The sequence below is a fragment of the Amycolatopsis nivea genome, from assembly GCF_004522235.1.
GTDB lineage: Bacteria > Actinomycetota > Actinomycetes > Mycobacteriales > Pseudonocardiaceae > Amycolatopsis > Amycolatopsis nivea.
This window is the reverse complement of record NZ_SDLT01000009.1, coordinates 119,860-137,105: the sequence shown is the minus strand read 5'-3', so window position 1 is coordinate 137,105 and position 17,246 is coordinate 119,860. Positions and strand designations below refer to the sequence as shown.

Sequence of the window (17,246 nt, the reverse complement as noted above, 5' to 3'; positions counted from 1 at the left end):
ACAACCGCAGACAACTCGAAGCAGCACACCGGCACCGGGGTCGGTGTACACCGTTGCGGAGTTGCCTTGCTGTTGCTGGTCATCCCCCTGTGCACGCTGGCTGCCTTCGTCGCAGTGCTCGGTCTCGCCGCGTACATCGTGCACAAGACCGGAGATACCAAAGGGCTACGAGACCTCGCCGTTCTGATCCGAGCCTTGCGTCCGTCGCGGCGACTTATGCGTCGGCCTCGTGAGCGCCCGCCCCGGTGAGAACCGTGACAGACGCTCACGAGGCTTCCTCGACGGCGGACGGTTCCCCGACACGAAAGCCCCGGCTCGCCCGGACGCGGCGCGTACCCAGCCAAGCGCCCAGGCGAGCCCGCCGCGCCTGCTCTAAGCCCCCCACCTCGCCAAGGGAAGCGCCGGAACCCGGTGCCCCCGATGCCCGGTCATCTCCTCGTTCGCCACCAGCGCGTTCAACACCGCCTCCTCCACCGCCTGCACCACCGCCTCGAAGAACGGGTCGATCGCACCCCACGGCACGAACCGCATGCTCTCGTAAGGTTCGTCGCCCGGCCGGGGGAAATGGCTGGTCAGAGCGCCCGCGTTGGCTGTGCTGAACGCCAGGAACAGATCGCCCGAGAAGTGCGACCCGGTGGTTCCGGTGCGGGCCAGCCCCAAAGGCACGCGACGGGCGAGCGCGGTGCACTGTCCGGGCAACAGAGGGGCATCGGTCCCGATCACCACGATCACCGAACCGGCACCGGCAGGAGCTAGCCAGCTGGTGTCGGCCATGGGGTTGTCGTCAGCGAGTTCCGCGCCCAGATGCGAACCGGCCACGGTGAGTTCCGGGCGGCTGCCGAAGTTCGCCTGCACCAGGGCCCCGACGGTGTAGCTGTCCGACCCATGCGCGACAACCCGTGACGAAGTGCCGGTTCCGCCCTTGAAGCCGTAGCAGGTCATGCCGGTGCCACCGCCGACTGAACCCTCCGCGATGGGGCCGGTGGTGGCCGCGTCGATTGCCGCGACTGCGTGGTCGGTCCGGATGGTCGGGGCGTTGACGTCGTTGAGGTACCCGTCCCACGTCTCCGCGACCACCGGCAGCAGCCACTCCGCCGCGGCGTCCGGGCGTTCGCGGACTACCCAGTCGATCGTTCCCCGGTGACACTGCCCGACGGAGTGAGTGCTGGTGATCAGCACCGGCAGCGTCAGCGAACCCGTCTCGGCCAGCCAGGCGCGGCCGGTCATTTCTCCGTTGCCGTTCAACGAAAAGGTGCCCGCGGAGCACGGCACATCGAACTGGGAGCGGCCGCGCGGGAGGATCGCGGTGACCCCGGTCCGCACCGAATCTCCTTCCACCAGGGTGGTGTATCCGACCTCGACGCCTGGGATGTCAGTGATCGCGTTGTGCGGGCCGGGCTTGCCGCCGAGGGCCAGTCCTAGGTCGCGGGCGCGGGTCATGCGGGGTCCTCCAGGGAGCATCGGGTCGAAACGCGGGCATAGGACAAGACCGCGGTCTCGGCGACGGATCGGTCGAGCGGCGGGACGGCTTGGGTCAGGTGCAGGCCGTAGCCGTCTTCGAGGGTGACGAGGTTGCGGGCGATGGTGACCGGGTCGTCGGTCAGGTCGAAAATCCCGGTCGCGGCACCGGCTTCCAGGATGCCGACGTAACCGCGCACCTGGCGTTCGTACAGGGCGATGTGCCGCGCGGCGTAGGCCGGTTCGCGGCGGGCGATGGTGCCCAGTTCGTACAGCAGCACGCACAGTTCGTCGTTCTTGCCGTTGGGCAGTCCGCTGCCGATCATCGCGCGCAGCCGGGCGCGCGGGTCGGCCTCGGCGGCGACGGCGGCTTCGCGCGCTACACAGAAGCGTTCGACGGCCTCCTGCTGCACGTCTTCGAGCAGGTCGCTCAGGGAAGGGTAGTAGTACAACAGGGAACCCGGCGACATGCCGGCGTGGTCCGCGACGTCGCGCAGCTTCAGGTTCAGCACGCCGCGTTCGACGACCGTGTGCCGCGCCGCGGCCACCAGTTCCGCCCGCCGCTCGGGGGCCTTGCTCGGTCTTGCCATGCCTTGATTCTTTGAACAAATCTCGAAAAACGCAACCCCCGATCCGGATCGAGACCGGCGAAGCCTTGACGTAGCGCGCGTGAGGGCCTTAGCTGAACGCCCGGCTGGTTATTTGAGTTCCATTCAAACAACGTACTTGAGCAACGACTTGATGGAGGCCAGCGTTGTCCACCCCCGTCTTGCGCCGCGGGTTGCGCACCCTCGGCATGCTGCTGATCACGCTTTCCGCGATCAGCCCGGCGTCCTCGGTGTTCGTCATCGCACCGGGCGTCCTCACCGGCGCCGGATCGGGCGCCTTCTACGCCTTCCTCGCCGCCGCCGTGGTCGGCGTGTTCATGGCCTTCGTGTACGCCGAACTGGGCTCGGCCTTCCCGAGCGCGGGCGGCGAGTACACGATCGCCGCCCGCACGCTGGGCAAACTGCCCGGATTCATGGTGCTGGGCATCATGATCGTGACGCAGGTGCTGATCGTCGCGGTGATCGCGCTCGGCGTCGGCACCTACCTGAGCGTGGTGCTGCCCGGCGTCTCGCCCGCGGTCGTGGCGTCGGTGACCTGCGTGCTCGCCGCCGTCGTGGCGGTGTTCGACATCAAGCTGAACGCCTGGGTCACCGGCGTTTTCCTCGCGGTGGAGCTGCTCGCGCTGGCCGTGGTCGCGGTGCTCGGGCTGGTCAAGCCGGCCCGTCCGTTCACCGACCTGCTCGCGCATCCGGTCGCCCCCGGCGGCGGCCCGGCGACGATCAGCGCGGTGATGATCGCGACGGCGATCGCGATCTTCGCCTACAACGGCTACGGCTCGGCTGTCTACTTCGGAGAGGAAACCAAGGACGCCGGCCGCGGGGTGGCGCGGGCTGTCCTCATGGGACTCGGGGTCACCGTGCTGGCCGAGCTGATCCCGGTCACCGCGGTGCTGATGGGCGCACCGGATCTCGGCACGTTGTTCAGCTCTCCCAACATGTTGTCGTACTTCGTGCAGTCCCGCGGCGGCAGCACGCTCGACACCGTGCTGAGCCTCGCGGTCGCGCTCGCCATCATCAACGCCGTCCTCGCGATCGTGCTGATCAGCTCCCGGCTGGTGTTCAGCAGCGGCCGCGACCGCGCGTGGCCGAAGGCGATGAACCGCGCGCTCGCCGCGGTGCACCCGAAGTTCGGCACTCCGTGGGTCGCGACGCTGGCGACCGGTTTCATCGCCGCCGCACTGTGCTTTGTGGACCCGCAGATCCTGACCGTCGTGACCAGCACGTCGATCGTCGTCGTGTACGCGGCGCTGTGCCTCGGCGCCATCCTGGGCCGTCGCTCCGGTGCGACGGCGGGGGCGAAGTACCGGATGCCCGGATTCCCGATCGCGCCGGTGGTCGCGCTGGTCGCGCTGGCGTTCGTGCTGTACGTGAACGCGACTGACCCGGTGATCGGACGGCCGAGTCTCATCGTCACCGCGGCGATCGCGTTGCTGGCCTTGGGGTACTACCTCGTGGTGTTGCGCCGCCGCGGCGGCTGGCAGTTGAGCGAAGCGGTGGAGGAAGAAGAGGACGCGGCCGCGCCGGTGCGGGAGACCTCGTAAGCCGCGGCTGGACCGTCCACTTGAGACCGTGGACGGTCCGGTTGTCGTCCCGCATCGGGTCCGGGATGATGCCCGGGCGCGGGTTTCAGTGCTGGACACATCGCCGATCGTCGCGGGGTCGACCGCGCGCGAGGCGCTGCGGCGCACGCTCGACCTGGCCGAACTGGCCGACGAGTTGGGATATCACCGCTACTGGTTGCCCGAACACCACAGCATGCGTGGAGTCGCGAGCGCCGCGCCTGCCGTGGCAGCGGCCCGCATCGCGGATGCCACGAAGAGGATCCGCGTCGGCGCGGGCGGCGTTCTGCTGCTCAACCACCCGCCGCTCGTCGTCGCCGAACAGTTCGGCACGCTCGCCGCGTTCCACCCCGGCCGGATCGACCTCGGACTCGGCCGCGCGCTCGGCGGCCCGCAACGGGTGGCGGACGCGCTGAATCCCGGCCCGGCGAAAAGCTTTCCCGGCCGCGTCAGGGAATTGCTGGAGTATTTCGCCGACGCCGAGCAGCCGCTGCGCGCCACTCCCGCACAAGGCAACGTGCCGGACGTCTGGCTGCTCGGCTCAAGCACGGCAAGCGCTCACCTTGCCGCCGAACTAGGCCTGCCGTACGCGTTCGCCTACCATCTCCGTCCCGCTGAAGCTGCTGCCGCGACGCGAAGCTATCGCGAGAACTTCCGCCCCGGCCGCACCGCCGAACCGTCCATTGTGGTCAGCGTCGCGGTGGTCGCCGCCGCGACCGAGGAGCACGCGGAATGGCTCGCCAGGTCCATTCGGGCTAAAGCATTGAGCCGTTCGCGCGGCGAGCGGATCTTGTTGCCCCGGCCGGAAGACGCGGTGGTCGACCCGGCGATCGGCCCCGGTCCGGTGCTGGCCGGAGCCCCGGCGGCACTGCGGAATTCGTTGCGCACAGTCATCGCCGACAGCGGTGCGGACGAGCTGATGATCACCACCCCGATCCACGACCACGCGGAGCGGAAACGGTCCTATGTCCTGGTCCGGGAGATCTCGGACGCGCTGTCCGCGCAAGTTTGATCCTTTTTGTCCGGTTAATCGGCTGGGCCGCCCGGGGTTTCCCCAACGTTCAACCTGGCGCGGGTTCGCCTGTCACTTGTCGTGCCTAAGTTCCTCACGGCTTCGGAAAGTGGGGATTCATGGGAACCAGCGACGCGGTGCGAGCCCGCGCGATCACCAAGTGTTTCGGCGACGTGCTCGCGCTCGACGGTGTCGATCTCGACGTCGCGCACGGCGAGATCCACGGGCTCGTCGGCCCGAACGGCGCGGGCAAGACCACGCTGCTCGGCCTGCTGCTCGGACTCGCGGTCGCGGACGAAGGCGAACTCGAGATCCTCGGCCGCCCGGTCGGCCGCGCGCTCGCCACCCCGGACGGCATCTCGGGGTTCGTGGACGGGCCGGGGCTGTACCCGTCGCTCACCGCGCGGCAGAACCTCGCCGCGCTGGCCTCGCTGCGCGGCCAGACCGTCGACCTCGACGACCTCCTCGCGCAGGTCGGGCTCACTGACGTCGCCGACGACCGGGCGCGCGGCTTCTCCCTCGGCATGCGCCAGCGCCTCGGCCTCGCCGCCGCGCTGCTGACCAAACCGCGGCTGCTGATCCTCGACGAGCCCGCCAACGGCCTCGACCCGGCAGGCAAGAAACACGTGCACGGCGTGCTCGCCCGGCTCGCCGACGAGGGCACCGCGGTGGTGCTGTCGAGCCACCGGATGGACGACCTCGAAGCGCTCTGCTCGGAAGTCACCATCCTGTCCGCCGGCCGCGTCGTTTTCACCGGCCCGCTGGCGAAACTGTCCGCTGAGGACCGCGAACTGGCCTACCGCCTGGTCACGTCGGACCAGAAGGCCGCGCGCGAGATCGCCGAGAACGTGCCCGGCCTGCGGATCGACGACGCTCAGACCCCGCGCGGACAGGCCGACGTCCTAGTGGTGCGTGGCCTGGTGCCCGCGCTGGACGACCTGGTCGCGCGCGTCGTCGGCAAGGGCATCGGCGTACGGGAACTGGCTCCGGTCGTCTCGCCGCTGGAGGCCGCGTTCCTGGAGTTGACGGAGCAGGGGGAGAAGCGATGACCGTCCTCGACGCACCTGTCGAGCAGCAAGCCTCGGTCGGACTGGGCCGCGGTTACCGGTTCGAACTGGTGAAGCTGTTGTCGCAGTGGCGGATCCGCGTGCTGCTGCTCGCCTGCTGGCTCGCGCCCGCGGTGTTCGTCGCCGCGGTCAGCCAGCAAAGCGACCTGCCGGTGGACACCCTGTTCGGCCGCCTGATGAACGCCACCGGCTGGGCCGGTCCGCTCGTCCTGCTCGGATTCGCCGGCAGCTACGCGCTTCCGCTGCTGACCTCCCTGGTCGCCGGGGACGTCTTCGCCGCCGAAGACCGGCTCGGCACCTGGCGGCACCTGCTGGTGGCGATGCGGTCGTACCGGCGGATTTTCGTCTCGAAAGCACTCGCCAGCCTCACCGTGATCCTGTTGCTGGTCCTCGGTTTGGCGGTGTCCAGCGCGGTCGGCGGTCTCGTCGCGGTCGGCGGGCAGCCGCTCACCGGACTCGACGGACACCTGCTGTCCTCGGGCGACGCGGCGGTGAAGGTCGTGCTCGCCTGGATCTGCGTGCTCGCCCCAACCCTCGCCCTGGCAGGGATCGGCCTGCTCGGCTCTGTCGCATTAGGACGGTCGCCGATGGGCCTGCTGCTGCCCGCGGTGGTCGCGCTCGTGATGGCGGTGGCGCAGCTGCTGCCGCTACCGGTCGTCGTGCGGCTTGCGCTGCCGACGTACGCGTTCATCTCGTGGAACGGCCTCTTCGCCGACCCGGTACAGCTCGGGCCGCTGCTGATCGGCGTCGGAGTGAGCCTGGTCTGGGCAGCGGTCTCGACTGCGCTGGCCTACGCGCTGTTCGTGAGACGCGACTTCACCGATCTGACATACGACGGTGCGGGTCGTCGCGTACTAACCGCGGGCTTGCTGCCGCTGGCCGGGCTGATCGGCGTCACGGTGGCAGTCGTCGCGGTCGCGACGCCGGCGTCGGGTTCGGGCATCGACCAGGCAAAACTGCAGCAGTCGCTGTCCACCGAGTTCGCGCATCTCTACCGGATCCAGGCCGCGCAGCTGCACCGTCCGGACGTCACGGAGGAGCAGCTCGCCGCGAGCACGGAATGCACCAAGGGCGGCGGCCTCGTCGAGGCCGAAGGTCCCGGCAACGACTGGCGCTGCGTCGTCTCCTGGCATCTCCCTGGTATCTCAGCGACCGGGCAGGCGATCTACCAGCTCGATGTCACCTCGGACGGGCGGTACGTCGCCGACGGCGACGGACCGAAGGAAGTGAACGGCTACTTCCAGGTGCGGACCCCGCAGGGGGACCAGCCGAACCCGCTGTGGCAGTTCGACGGCAACGTCGAGCTGCTCTCCTCCACGAAGGGATGAGGACATGCAAGTAACGCGCCGTCGCAGGCGTGGCGGGAAGAAAGAGTTCCGCAGATCCCGCAAAATGCGCTTCGTCACGGCGGGGGCGACCGCGGTCGCTCTCGTCGCCACGGGCTCGGGCATCGGCCTCGCCTCCACCAAGCAGTTCGGCACCGACCAGGTCGGCCAGGAAACCGAGAACGGCCTGACCATCTCCAGCGACCAGTACCTCAAGCCCATCGGCGAGCGGCTCGTCCTGCCGAACGGCAAGATCATGTCCTCGACGGTCAGCCCGGACGGCAGCCACCTCGCCGCGCTGACTACCGACGGCGGCATCGCGCTGACCATCGTCGATCTGAAGTCCTGGAAGGTCCAGCAGCTCGTCGGCAAGGACAAGAAGGCCGACCTGCAACTGCCGGGCAACGACGTCGGCCAGGAAGGCCCGTCGTATTCGCCGGACGGCAAAACGCTGTGGCTGGGCCAAATTGACGGCTACCGCAAGTTCACCGTGAACCCGGACGGCACCGTCGCGAACCCCACGTGGGTCCCGATCCCGGCCGACGGTTCCAAGCATTCCCTCGCCGCGGGCGCGATCTTCTCCGCGGACGGGTCCACTGTGTACTCCGCGGTGAACGGACAGAACCGGGTCGTCGCGATCGACGCGGCCAGCGGCCAGATCAAGCAGAGCTGGACTGTTGGCAACGCACCGCGTGCACTGGTGCAGATCGGCAACCGGATCTACGTCAGCAACGAGGGCGGCCGCGCGGCGAAGCCGGGCGACCCCACGATCAACTCGTACGGCACCGACATCGTCGCCGACCCGAAGACCGGGGCCGCGACCACCGGCACGGTCAGCGTGATCGACCTGGCGAACCCGTCCGCTCCGGTCAAGAACATCGACGTCGGCCTGCACCCGACCGCGTTGCGCGCCAAGAACAACACCTTGTTCGTGGCGAACACCGGCGGCGACAGCGTTTCGGTGATCGACGCCCAGCGCAACGTCGTGGTGCAGACCATCGCGACGCAGCCGTGGCCGGAAGCGCAGGTCGGCTACGAGCCGACCGACATCGCGCTCACCGACGACGGCCACCTGCTGGTGACCCTCGGCCGGGCCAACGCGGTCGCGGTCTACCGCTACTGGTTCCCGCAGGCCCCCGCCGCCTTCATCGGACTGCTGCCGACGGACTACTTCCCGTCTGGTATCTCAGCGTCGGGCAACAACATCCTGGTCGCGAACACCCGAGGCATCGACGCCCGCCGCCCGACCGCCGCGGCCGGGCACGCCACGCACGACACCACGTCGAGCCTCCAGCGGTTCACCCTGCCGACCGACTGGCAGACCTGGGCGCAGACGCGTCAGGTGTTCAAGCAGAACGGCTGGACGCCGGGTTCGGTGCAGACGGGCAACCGCAACGTCAAGCCGGTGCCGGTGCCCCGTCGGCTCGGCGACCCGTCAACGATCAAGCATGTTTTCCTGCTGGTGAAGGAAAACCGGACCTACGACCAGCTCTTCGGCGACATGAAGAAGGGCAACGGCAACCCGGCGCTCGCGCAGTTCGGCCAGGCAGTCACGCCGAACCAGCACGCGTTGGCCACTCAATTCGGCTTGTACGACAACACTTACGACATCGGCACGAACTCGGCCGAGGGCCACAACTGGCTGATGCAGGCGGACAACCCGGAGTACACCGAGTCGTCGGCAGGCGAGTACAAGCGCAGCTACGACACCGAGGACGACGCGCTGGGCCACCAGCGCAGCGGCTTCCTGTGGACCGGGGCGCAGGCGGCGGGCAAGACCGTGCGCGACTTCGGCGAGTTCCACCAGTTCCTGACCAAGCCCGCGGACGCGAGCTGGCAGAACCTGTACTGCGACTCGAAGAACATGGCCGCGACCGGCGAGCCGACCGCGTACCCGCTGGTCTCGTCGTCGCCGATCCCGTCGCTGAACAGCGTTTCGGTGCCGGGCTTCCCGAAGTTCGACACCGCGGTCCCGGACCAGTACCGGTACGAGATCTGGAAGAACGACTTCGAGAAGAACGGCCCGGCGGACCTGAACATGTTCTGGCTGTCGAGCGACCACACCGGCGGGCCGCCGAGCCCGGCCGCGCAGGTCGCCGACAACGACCTGGCCGTGGGCAAGATCGTCGACAAGATCTCGCACAGCCAGTACTGGAAGGACTCGGCGATCTTCGTGGTCGAGGACGACTCCCAGGCCGGGCTGGACCACGTCGACGGGCACCGGGCCCCGGTCCAGATCATCAGCCCGTACGCGCAGCGCGGCGTGACCGACAGCCGGTACTACTCGCAGATCACCATGATCCGCACCATCGAGCAGATCCTCGGGATCCACCCGATGAACCAGAAGGACAGCGCGGCCACCCCGATGGGGACCGCGTTCACGCCGAAGCCGGACAACACGCCGTTCACCGCGGTGCCGAACCAGACGTCGCTGACCGCGGGCCTGAAGACTCCGCCGTCGTGCGGCACGGACAACGTCCCGACGGCCGCCACCGCGGCGGCGTCGGCGGCGGTGCCCGCGGACAAGCAGCAGCTGGCCCAGCAGTGGCAGCAATGGCAGTCCCAGCAGAAGCTGACCGGCCCGAACGCCACGGCGGACTACGCCAACCCCGCGCAGATGGACCACTTCACGTGGTACCAGGTGCACGGATGGACCCAGCCGTATCCGGGCGAGGACAAGATCTTCGCCCCGGACCAGGTTCCGGGCGCGTTCATCCCGTCGGCCGATTCGGACGGCTGATCCGTTAAGCCGCAAGGGAAAGCCCCTGCCCGCCGTTGTGCGGGCAGGGGCTTTTCAGTGACCTGCGATCACCAGCCGATCGGCATCCGGCGCGGGCCGCGCACCGGCATGTCGACCTTCCACTCGATCTCTCCGGCGATCCGCAGCCCCGGCAGCTTGGTCAGCAGCGCGCGGAGGCCTTCCTGGAGTTCGACCCTGGCGAGGTTCGCGCCGAGGCAGTGGTGCACGCCGTGCCCGAAAGCCAGGTGCGAGTTCGCCTTCCGGTCGAAGCGCAGCACGTCGGGATTTTCGAACCGCCGGGGATCCCGGTTGGCCGAGGCGAAGTCGGTCACCACGGGCTCCCCCGCGCGCACCAGCGAACCGCCCACCTCGACGTCCTCCGTCGCGTAGCGAGGAAAGCCCTCCCAATGGCTCAGCGGGACGAACCGCAGGAGTTCCTCGGCCGCGGCAGGCAACAGGCTGAGGTCGGCCCGCAGCTCGGCCAGCCGCTCGGGGCGCTCCAGGAGGACGAAGACCGAGCTGGCGATCAGGGACGCGGAGGTTTCGTGGCCGGCCACCAGAAGCCCGTCGCACAAATCGATCAGCTCCGCCTCGGAGAGCCGGTCGTGCTCGTGGCGGGCCTCGACCAGCGCGGTCATCAGGTCGTCGGCGGGCTCCGCGCGCCGGGCGGCGATCAGCCCGCGCATGTACTCCTGGAGTTCCGCCTCGTTGGCCTCGTACTCCTCGGCGGTGGTCTCGCTCGTGGACAGGATCCCGTCGCTCCAGACCCGGAACTTCGGCCAGTCGGCCATGGGCACCCCGAGCAGCTCGCAGATCACCGACACCGGCAGCGGCAACGAGAAATTCTCCACCAGGTCCGCCGGCCCGCCGCCGGCCGCCATCGCGTCCACGAGGTCCTCGGCCAGCTGCCGGACCCGCCCGCGCAACCGCTGCACCCGGTTCTGGGTGAAGGCTTGGGCCACCAGCTTGCGCAGCCGGCTGTGTTCCGGCGGGTCCATCATGACGATCCCGCCGTCGAGCTTGTGCGGCGTCATCCTCGGCACGTCGGCATCGGCGGCCATGGCCCGGCTGAACCGCCGGTCGCTGAACACCATGCGAACGTCGTCGTAGCGAGTGGCCAGCCACGCCGGCTCGCCGTAGAGCAGTTTGATCCGGATCATCCCCGGCGCGTCGCGTGCCTCCGTGTAGGCCGGGTCGAGGTCGACCCCCTCCGCTGAGCCGAAGGGATATCTGATGGGCTCGATCTGCACATCACTGGTCATTCTTCGTGTGTATCGAGTCCTCCGGGAGGAGAGCACCCCTAACGCGACGCCCCTATGCACACTGGGCACGCCTGGGCAAGCCCCTTTCGGGCCCGCCCAGGCGTTGCGGCATCAGCTTCTCAAGACCCGGCGTGCTGCTCCGGCGCCAGCGAGTTCCCCGCCGCGATGTGCCCGCAGCTGGACGGCGCGGCCTTGCCCGCGAACCGGTCGTTGAGCCAGGCGATCGCGGTCGGCGCCCACACCGGGAGGGCGGTGGCGTGGCTGAGCGCGTCGTACTGCGTGTACTTGATCGAGGTGTTTCCGGTGTCGCAGTACTGATTCGCGAGCGCGCGGACGTCCCCGGCCACCATCACGCCGTCTCCGCCGCCGATGCCCGGTTCGTTGCTGACAGTGCCTTCGAGCGCGCCGTTGCTGGCCTGCCCGATGAACCCGGGGATCGAGGGCGTCGCCGCCGAGCCGATGTTCACCTTGTTGACCGCGTCGACGTACGGGGCCACCGAGTTCGGGTTCGCGTACTCCGGTTTGACCAGCTTCTGCCAGGTCAGCCCGGGGTAGCGGCCGAGCGCGTTGGCGATCGACGCGTGCTCGAGCTCGGCGAGCACCTTGAGGCCGTACTCGCTGGCGTACGGCTTGAGGTCGATGCCGTAGCTGCGCGAGACGCCGATCAGCGCCATCGGGATCACGCCGGACCAGACTGGGCTGCCGCCGACGTATTTGAGGTTGTGCGCGGGGTCGACGAGCACCCCGCCCTCGGCGAACCCGACGAGGTTCTTCTCGACCTCCGGCGCGTAACTCCCGGCGATCGCCGACGCCCAGCCGGTCGCGATCGCACCGCCGGAATAGCCGAGAAGGCCGAATTTCGTGGAATCCGTCATTCCGGTCCCGGACGCGTGCGTCGCGGCGCGAATCGAGTCCAAAGTGGTCTTGCCGTATTCCGGACCGGCCGCGAAATCGGCGGTCGGGCCTTCGGTGTCCGGGATGACGACGCTGTACCCGAGGGCGAGCGCCGGCGCGATGAGCGCCGACTCGGCGTTCGGCAGCACGCCGCCGAGCCGGACGTCGCCCGCGATCGCGCGGGACGGTGCGTCGGCGGGATCGAGCGAGTCGTACGCGGACTGGTACGAGATGGCTTTCCCGTTGCCGCCCAACGGATTTCGGACGACCGAGGTGACGTTCGCGGTGGGATTGCCCTGTGCGTCGGTAGTCCGGTAGAGCAGTTGGGTGGCCTGCACTGGAGTCGGGAAGCCGAAGACGTGATAGCTCAACGTCCGGCTCTTGAGGACGGTGCCCGGAGCGTACGACGAGAGCGGTGTGCTGCCGTCGTAGCTGTAGAAGGAATCGGCCGAAGCCGCGGCGGGCAGCGCGACGGCGGACGTGATCGCGAGAGCGGCGGCGGCGATCAGCGCACGGACGGGTTTCCGGATCATGACTCCCCTTTGAACCATGAAGTGGATCACGACTGGCGGGTAACTTACCAGCGAGTAGGTATCCGCACAACTACGGAAGGTGCAGGCAGTGCCGGTGCGGAGGGCTCAGGCGGGCCCGGCGTAGGCGGCGGCGATCGCCGTGGCGCGCTGGTGCAAGGCGGTACGCAACGCTTGCGGCGCAAGCACTTCCGCGGCTGTGGCGAGCTGCCACAACGCCCATTCGGCGTGCCGGGAATCCTGGAAAGCCGCCTCCAGCTGTAACCATCCGTTCGTCCTGATTTCTTCAGCGCGAATGGCGAGCGCGGTGCGGGCCAATTCTTCCCGCCGTTCCGGGCGAATTCGGACTAGTGCGACGATCTGGTCGCCACCGGTCCGGAACCGCGTGCTGCGTTCCTGCCAGGCCCGGCCCAGGTCCACGCGATCCGGCCGCTGCGCGGGTTCGTCGAGTTCCTCGGCGGCCCGCACCCGGGAGAGCCGGTAAGTCCGGTCCTCGCCTTCGCGGGTCGCCAGCAAATATCCCAGCTCCCGCACGGTGACCAGTCCAATCGGGTGCACTGTGCGCCACTTCGGGGCTTGGCCGACCGCTTGGTAGCGAATGCGCACCTGGTGCCCGGCGAACACCGCGCGCCGGATCTCGGCGACCACGGCGTCGGGCACCTCCTCGGCGACCGAGCGGCGCGAGAGGAGGTCGATCTCGGGGTCGATGAGCAACCGCTCGGCCACGCCCGCGGCCGTGGTCCGATGGCTTTCCGGCAGTGCGTCGACCACCTTGAGCATGGCCGAAGCGAGCGCCGAACCGAGACCGAACGCCTGCGCGCCGCGCCGCGATCCGGCGACCAGCAGAGCGAGCGCTTCGTCGTGGTTCAACCCGGTGAGTTCGGTCTGAAATCCGGGCAGCAGCGCGAAACCGCCGTTCCGTCCGCGCTCGGCGTAGACCGGGACGCCCGCCGCGGACAGCGCGTCGATGTCGCGCAACACGGTGCGCGTGGACACCTCGAGTTCGCGGGCGAGGGTGGCCGCGGACAGCCGGCCGCGCTGGCGCAGCAGCAGGACCAGCGAGACCAACCGGTCGGCGCGCATGCCGAAAACCCTACCTAATACACGACACAGGATGTCGCGTATTGCTTGCGAGGCTGCTCCGCGTACTGCTGAAACGCGAACAGGAGCGAATGGTGGAGAGAGCGACGGTCAACCCGTGGGCGTGGTCGACGGCGATGGGTTATCACCAGGGCGAACTGGTGTCCGGGCCGGTCCGGACCCTGTACTGCTCGGGGCAGGCCGCGATGAACGGCGACGGCGAACCCCAGTACGCCGGGGACATGGCGAAGCAGGTGGCGCTGAGCCTCGACAACCTGGAGGCGGTCCTCGCCGAAGCGGGCATGTCGCTGGAGAACCTGGTCCGGCTCAACGTCTACACGACCGACGTCGACCTGCTTTTCCAGCACTACGGCGTCCTCGCCGGCCGTCTGGCCGCGGCCGGCGCCGCCCCGTCGACCACGATGCTCGGCGTGACGCGGCTGGCGATCCCGACGCTGCTGGTCGAGCTGGAGGGGACCGCGGTCGCTGACGAGTAGGTTCCTTGCTTCGGCCACCAGTATGTATCGCGACGTGATATATATGGACGGGTGACCGAACGAGGCATGTCGGAGCAGGTCTTCCTGATCCTCACCGCGCTCGCCGACGAGCCGAAGCACGGCTACGGCATCGTCCAGGCCGTCGAAAAGCTGTCCGAAAGCCGGGTCCGGCTGCGGGTCGGCACGTTGTACGGCGTGCTGGACCGGCTGGTCGCGGACGGATGGGCGGAGCGGGACAAGGAGGAGATCCACCAGGGGCGGCTCCGCCGGTACTACCGGCTGACCGACCTCGGGGGCCGCACTTTGGCCGAGCAGACCCGGCGGCTGGCCGCGAACGCCGCCGCTGCCGAGTCGGTGTTGCGTGCGCGGGGCTGGGCGCTCGGGGGTGGGGCATGAGCGCTCCTCGGTCGGCCGGGCAGTTGTTTGCGGAGGTCGCGGGATGACCGCGCCGGAGCTGCGATACCGCCGGATGGTGCGGATTCTTCCCCGCTGGTACCGCGCCGACCGTGAGGACGAGATGGTCGGCACCCTGCTGGACGCGCGGGAAGCCGGTCGTCTCGCGGAAGGGCGCGAACTGCTCGCGATGCTGGGGTTGGGCCTGCGCGCTCGGCTGGCTGCTGGCTCAGCCCCGGCTCGTGTGGTCGCATTCGGCGACACTGTCCGGCTGGTAGCCCTGCTCGGACTCCTCTGGGGAGTAATGAAGGGTGCTTTCTCCCTCGGTCACGACTTGTGCGACGCGCTCGGCTACCCGCGAGCGACCGGTCTGTATTCCTCGACCGGCGAGGTGACTCTGTCGCTTTACGCTGCCTCGTCGGCCCAGCAGTTGGGGCAGGATGTCGCTCTGGTCGCCGCCGCGGTCGTCCCTCTCGCGCTCCTTTTCGCCGGACGCCGCCGAGCCGCGCGTTGCGTCGCCGGGGTCGTGCTGGTCGCCGGATTCGCCGCGTTCCTGTACCAGTATTCGTTCAGTTTCAGTCCTGATCTGCTCGGCTATTTCATCCCGCAATGGCTGCCGCTGCTGCTCCTGATCGCCGGATTCCACCTCGGCGCACCGCTGCCGTCCGCGCGAAAATGGTGGATCGCCTTGACCGGGGTCGTGGCTGCCGCTTTTTACTTCGGCTCTTTCGTCGAGTCGGACCTGCGCGGGCTTTCCTGGTTCACGTGGGCGGCCGCGCTTGTAATTCTCGCTTATTTCGCCTTACGGCGACGCACGCCTGCGTGGTCGTTCTCGCTCGCCGTGTGCTGTTCGCTGGTGTTGATTCAGCCGCTTGTCCTCCTCTCAACCATGGCCGCGGACGCCTTCGAGCCGCTGGTTCTCGTGCAGGTCTTCCTGGTGGGCGCGGGCATCGCAGCGTTGACCGCGACCGGAATCGTTGATTACCGGCGGCAAACCGCATAGCGCTCTTTCCGCAAGGAGTTTTAATTGAACACCATGCCAAGGGCGCTTCCGCGCGCCTTGAATCAGCCCGATTCCACGCTTAAGAACAGACGAAGAAACAGCTGGATAATAGTCGGATCCGTCCTCTTGATCGCCATTCTCGGCTACGTCACCCGCTGGATCTGCGACGACGCCCTGATCTTCACCAGAATCGTCGAGCAGATCCTCGCCGGGAACGGTCCGGTCTACAATCTTGGCGAACGCGCCGAAGCTTCCACGAGCACGCTGTGGCAATGGCTGCTGGCGTTCGCCGGATTCGTGTTCGGCCAGTCGGACACCTCGACGCTGTCCTGGATACTCGGCCTCCTGCTCACTGCCGCCGGGTTCGGCTTCGCGGTCAGCGCGACGATCCGGTTGCACGGTGGGCGCGTCGCGGCGATGGTGCCGTGCGGCGTCCTCGTGCTGCTGGGGGTGCGGCCGGTGTGGCAGTACGCGACGTCCGGGCTGGAGACCGGACTGAACACGTTCTGGATGGCGCTCTGCTGGTGGCTGCTGGTCCGCTTCCGAGGCAGCACCTCGGCCAAACACGTTGTCACCGCGGCGTTCGTGATGGGATTGGGCCCGCTCGTCCGTCCAGAACAGACGCTGGTGGCAGCGGTATTCCTGGTCGCACTGTGGCTGGTGACCAAACCGAACTGGCGGGTCGTCTGCGCCGCGGTCGCGGTTGCCGGAGCGCTGCCGGTCGGGTACGAGATCTTCCGCATGGGTTTCTACGGCATCCTCGTGCCGATGCCCGCGCTCACCAAAAACGCGAGCGAATCCTTCTGGGGCCGCGGATTCGGGTACGTCGGCGATTTCGTGAACCCGTACCTGCTGTGGTTGCCGCTGGTGCTCTGCACGGTCCTGCTCGCCGGGGTCCTCAGGCGGCAAAGCACCGATCGGATCGTCACCCTCACCCCGGTGGTTGCCGGTGTGCTGTCGCTGGGATACCTGCTGAAGATCGGCGGCGACTACATGCACGCGCGCATGGCGCTGCCGATCTTCTTCCTGCTGATGCTGCCGGTGCTGGTGCTCCCGGCGGCGAAGAAGACGCGCGTGCTCGGCGCCGTCCTGCTGGCGTGGGCGGTTCTCTGCGCCGGCATCGGCCAGTTCGTCCCGCAAGACGGCAAGCTCATCGACGACGAGCGCGGCTACTACCACGCGTGGACCGGTCAGTCGTATCCCACCGAGTCGGCGGATTTCACCCCGAGGATGAAATATCTCAACGACGCCGTCAGTCCGCGCACCCTGACCTACGAAGGACCGCGGCAGCAGATCCTGACGACACCACTGCGCGCGGACGTCCCGTCGAAGTCCATGATCATCGGGGTGTATCTGGGGACAGTCGGGGTCATGTCGCCGGTGGACGTCGGCGTCGTCGACTTCTGGGGCCTCGCCAACCCGATCGGCGCGCGCTTCGAGTTCCCCACGGTGAAACCAGGGCACTCGAAACCGCTGAGCAACGCCTGGCTGCTGGCGGATTACGCGGACCCGGCGGCCCCCGTCCTCAGCCCGGGCAACTTCGCCCTGCGCGCCGACATCACCGCGGACCAGGTCGCCGCCGCCCGGCACGCGCTGAGCTGCGGAGACCTGGCGGAGATCCAGCGGTCGACCCGCGAGCCGATGTCGCCGGGCCGGTTCTGGGCCAACCTGACCGGAGCCGTGCACCGGACCGGGGTGACCGTCCCGCCGGACCCGTTCGAGGCGGAGCGAACGTTCTGCGGAAGCCCGTGATCCGTCCGGTGGAACTGCTCTTGCCCAGGTCAGAGCGGTAGCGCATGCTGGAGTCCGCAGCGACGC

General features: G+C 68.5%; 14 protein-coding genes. 9 read left to right on the top strand and 5 right to left on the bottom strand.

Translation table 11 applies throughout. The features are described from left to right. Window positions 1-372: 372 nt before the first annotated feature. Both EIZ44_RS13460 and EIZ44_RS13455 read right to left on the bottom strand, forming a co-directional pair. Window positions 373-1,440: a DmpA family aminopeptidase gene (locus tag EIZ44_RS13460; protein ID WP_134728850.1), complete on the bottom strand. Its 1,068-nt coding sequence runs from the start codon at window positions 1,438-1,440 to the stop codon at window positions 373-375. After that, on the bottom strand, window positions 1,437-2,048 hold the full coding sequence (locus EIZ44_RS13455; protein ID WP_037817810.1) for a TetR/AcrR family transcriptional regulator: 612 nt from the start codon (window positions 2,046-2,048) through the stop codon (window positions 1,437-1,439). Before EIZ44_RS13455 ends, EIZ44_RS13460 begins: the two co-directional genes overlap by 4 nt. Window positions 2,049-2,212: 164 nt before the next feature. Between EIZ44_RS13455 and EIZ44_RS13450 the strand changes: the two genes are divergently transcribed. From EIZ44_RS13450 to EIZ44_RS13430, 5 genes are all read left to right on the top strand, one after another. Continuing rightward, window positions 2,213-3,607 (top strand): APC family permease, encoded by a 1,395-nt coding sequence (locus EIZ44_RS13450; RefSeq protein WP_134728848.1) that lies wholly within the window; start codon window positions 2,213-2,215, stop codon window positions 3,605-3,607. Window positions 3,608-3,635: 28 nt separating this feature from the next. Beyond that, window positions 3,636-4,637, top strand: a complete 1,002-nt coding sequence (locus tag EIZ44_RS13445) for an MsnO8 family LLM class oxidoreductase (RefSeq protein ID WP_134728846.1) — start codon at window positions 3,636-3,638, stop codon at window positions 4,635-4,637. 119 nt (window positions 4,638-4,756) lie between these two features. Continuing rightward, entirely contained in the window at window positions 4,757-5,686 is a 930-nt protein-coding gene (locus EIZ44_RS13440) for an ABC transporter ATP-binding protein (RefSeq protein ID WP_037817817.1), read from the top strand. Further along, window positions 5,683-7,032: an ABC transporter permease gene (locus EIZ44_RS13435; protein ID WP_134728844.1), complete on the top strand. Its 1,350-nt coding sequence runs from the start codon at window positions 5,683-5,685 to the stop codon at window positions 7,030-7,032. Before EIZ44_RS13440 ends, EIZ44_RS13435 begins: the two co-directional genes overlap by 4 nt. 4 nt (window positions 7,033-7,036) lie before the next feature. Next, window positions 7,037-9,769, top strand: coding sequence for a bifunctional YncE family protein/alkaline phosphatase family protein (locus tag EIZ44_RS13430; protein ID WP_134728842.1), 2,733 nt, complete (start codon window positions 7,037-7,039; stop codon window positions 9,767-9,769). Between the two features lie 68 nt (window positions 9,770-9,837). On the opposite strand, the gene EIZ44_RS13425 is transcribed toward EIZ44_RS13430, so the two are convergent. The 3 genes from EIZ44_RS13425 to EIZ44_RS13415 form a co-directional block, all read right to left on the bottom strand. Then, window positions 9,838-11,031 carry a cytochrome P450 gene (locus EIZ44_RS13425; RefSeq protein WP_134728841.1) on the bottom strand — a complete coding sequence of 398 codons (1,194 nt, stop codon included), beginning with the start codon at window positions 11,029-11,031 and terminating at the stop codon, window positions 9,838-9,840. Window positions 11,032-11,150: 119 nt separating this feature from the next. After that, window positions 11,151-12,458, bottom strand: a complete 1,308-nt coding sequence (locus EIZ44_RS13420) for a lipase family protein (RefSeq protein WP_134728839.1) — start codon at window positions 12,456-12,458, stop codon at window positions 11,151-11,153. A gap of 105 nt (window positions 12,459-12,563) precedes the next feature. Then, window positions 12,564-13,538: a helix-turn-helix transcriptional regulator gene (locus EIZ44_RS13415; RefSeq protein WP_134728837.1), complete on the bottom strand. Its 975-nt coding sequence runs from the start codon at window positions 13,536-13,538 to the stop codon at window positions 12,564-12,566. A gap of 92 nt (window positions 13,539-13,630) precedes the next feature. Here EIZ44_RS13415 and EIZ44_RS13410 point away from each other — a divergent pair, with 92 nt between their 5' ends. The 4 genes from EIZ44_RS13410 to EIZ44_RS13395 all read left to right on the top strand — a co-directional run bounded on the left by EIZ44_RS13410 (window position 13,631) and on the right by EIZ44_RS13395 (window position 17,180). Then, entirely contained in the window at window positions 13,631-14,032 is a 402-nt protein-coding gene (locus EIZ44_RS13410; RefSeq protein ID WP_134728836.1) for a RidA family protein, read from the top strand. A gap of 51 nt (window positions 14,033-14,083) precedes the next feature. Continuing rightward, window positions 14,084-14,428: a PadR family transcriptional regulator gene (locus EIZ44_RS13405; protein ID WP_238604677.1), complete on the top strand. Its 345-nt coding sequence runs from the start codon at window positions 14,084-14,086 to the stop codon at window positions 14,426-14,428. Window positions 14,429-14,471: 43 nt separating this feature from the next. Further along, window positions 14,472-15,428, top strand: coding sequence for a hypothetical protein (locus tag EIZ44_RS13400; protein WP_134728834.1), 957 nt, complete (start codon window positions 14,472-14,474; stop codon window positions 15,426-15,428). A gap of 126 nt (window positions 15,429-15,554) precedes the next feature. Next, the gene (locus EIZ44_RS13395) at window positions 15,555-17,180 is read left to right on the top strand and encodes an ArnT family glycosyltransferase (protein ID WP_205673134.1); all 1,626 of its coding nucleotides are present in this window, start codon (window positions 15,555-15,557) and stop codon (window positions 17,178-17,180) included. Window positions 17,181-17,246 lie beyond the last annotated feature (66 nt).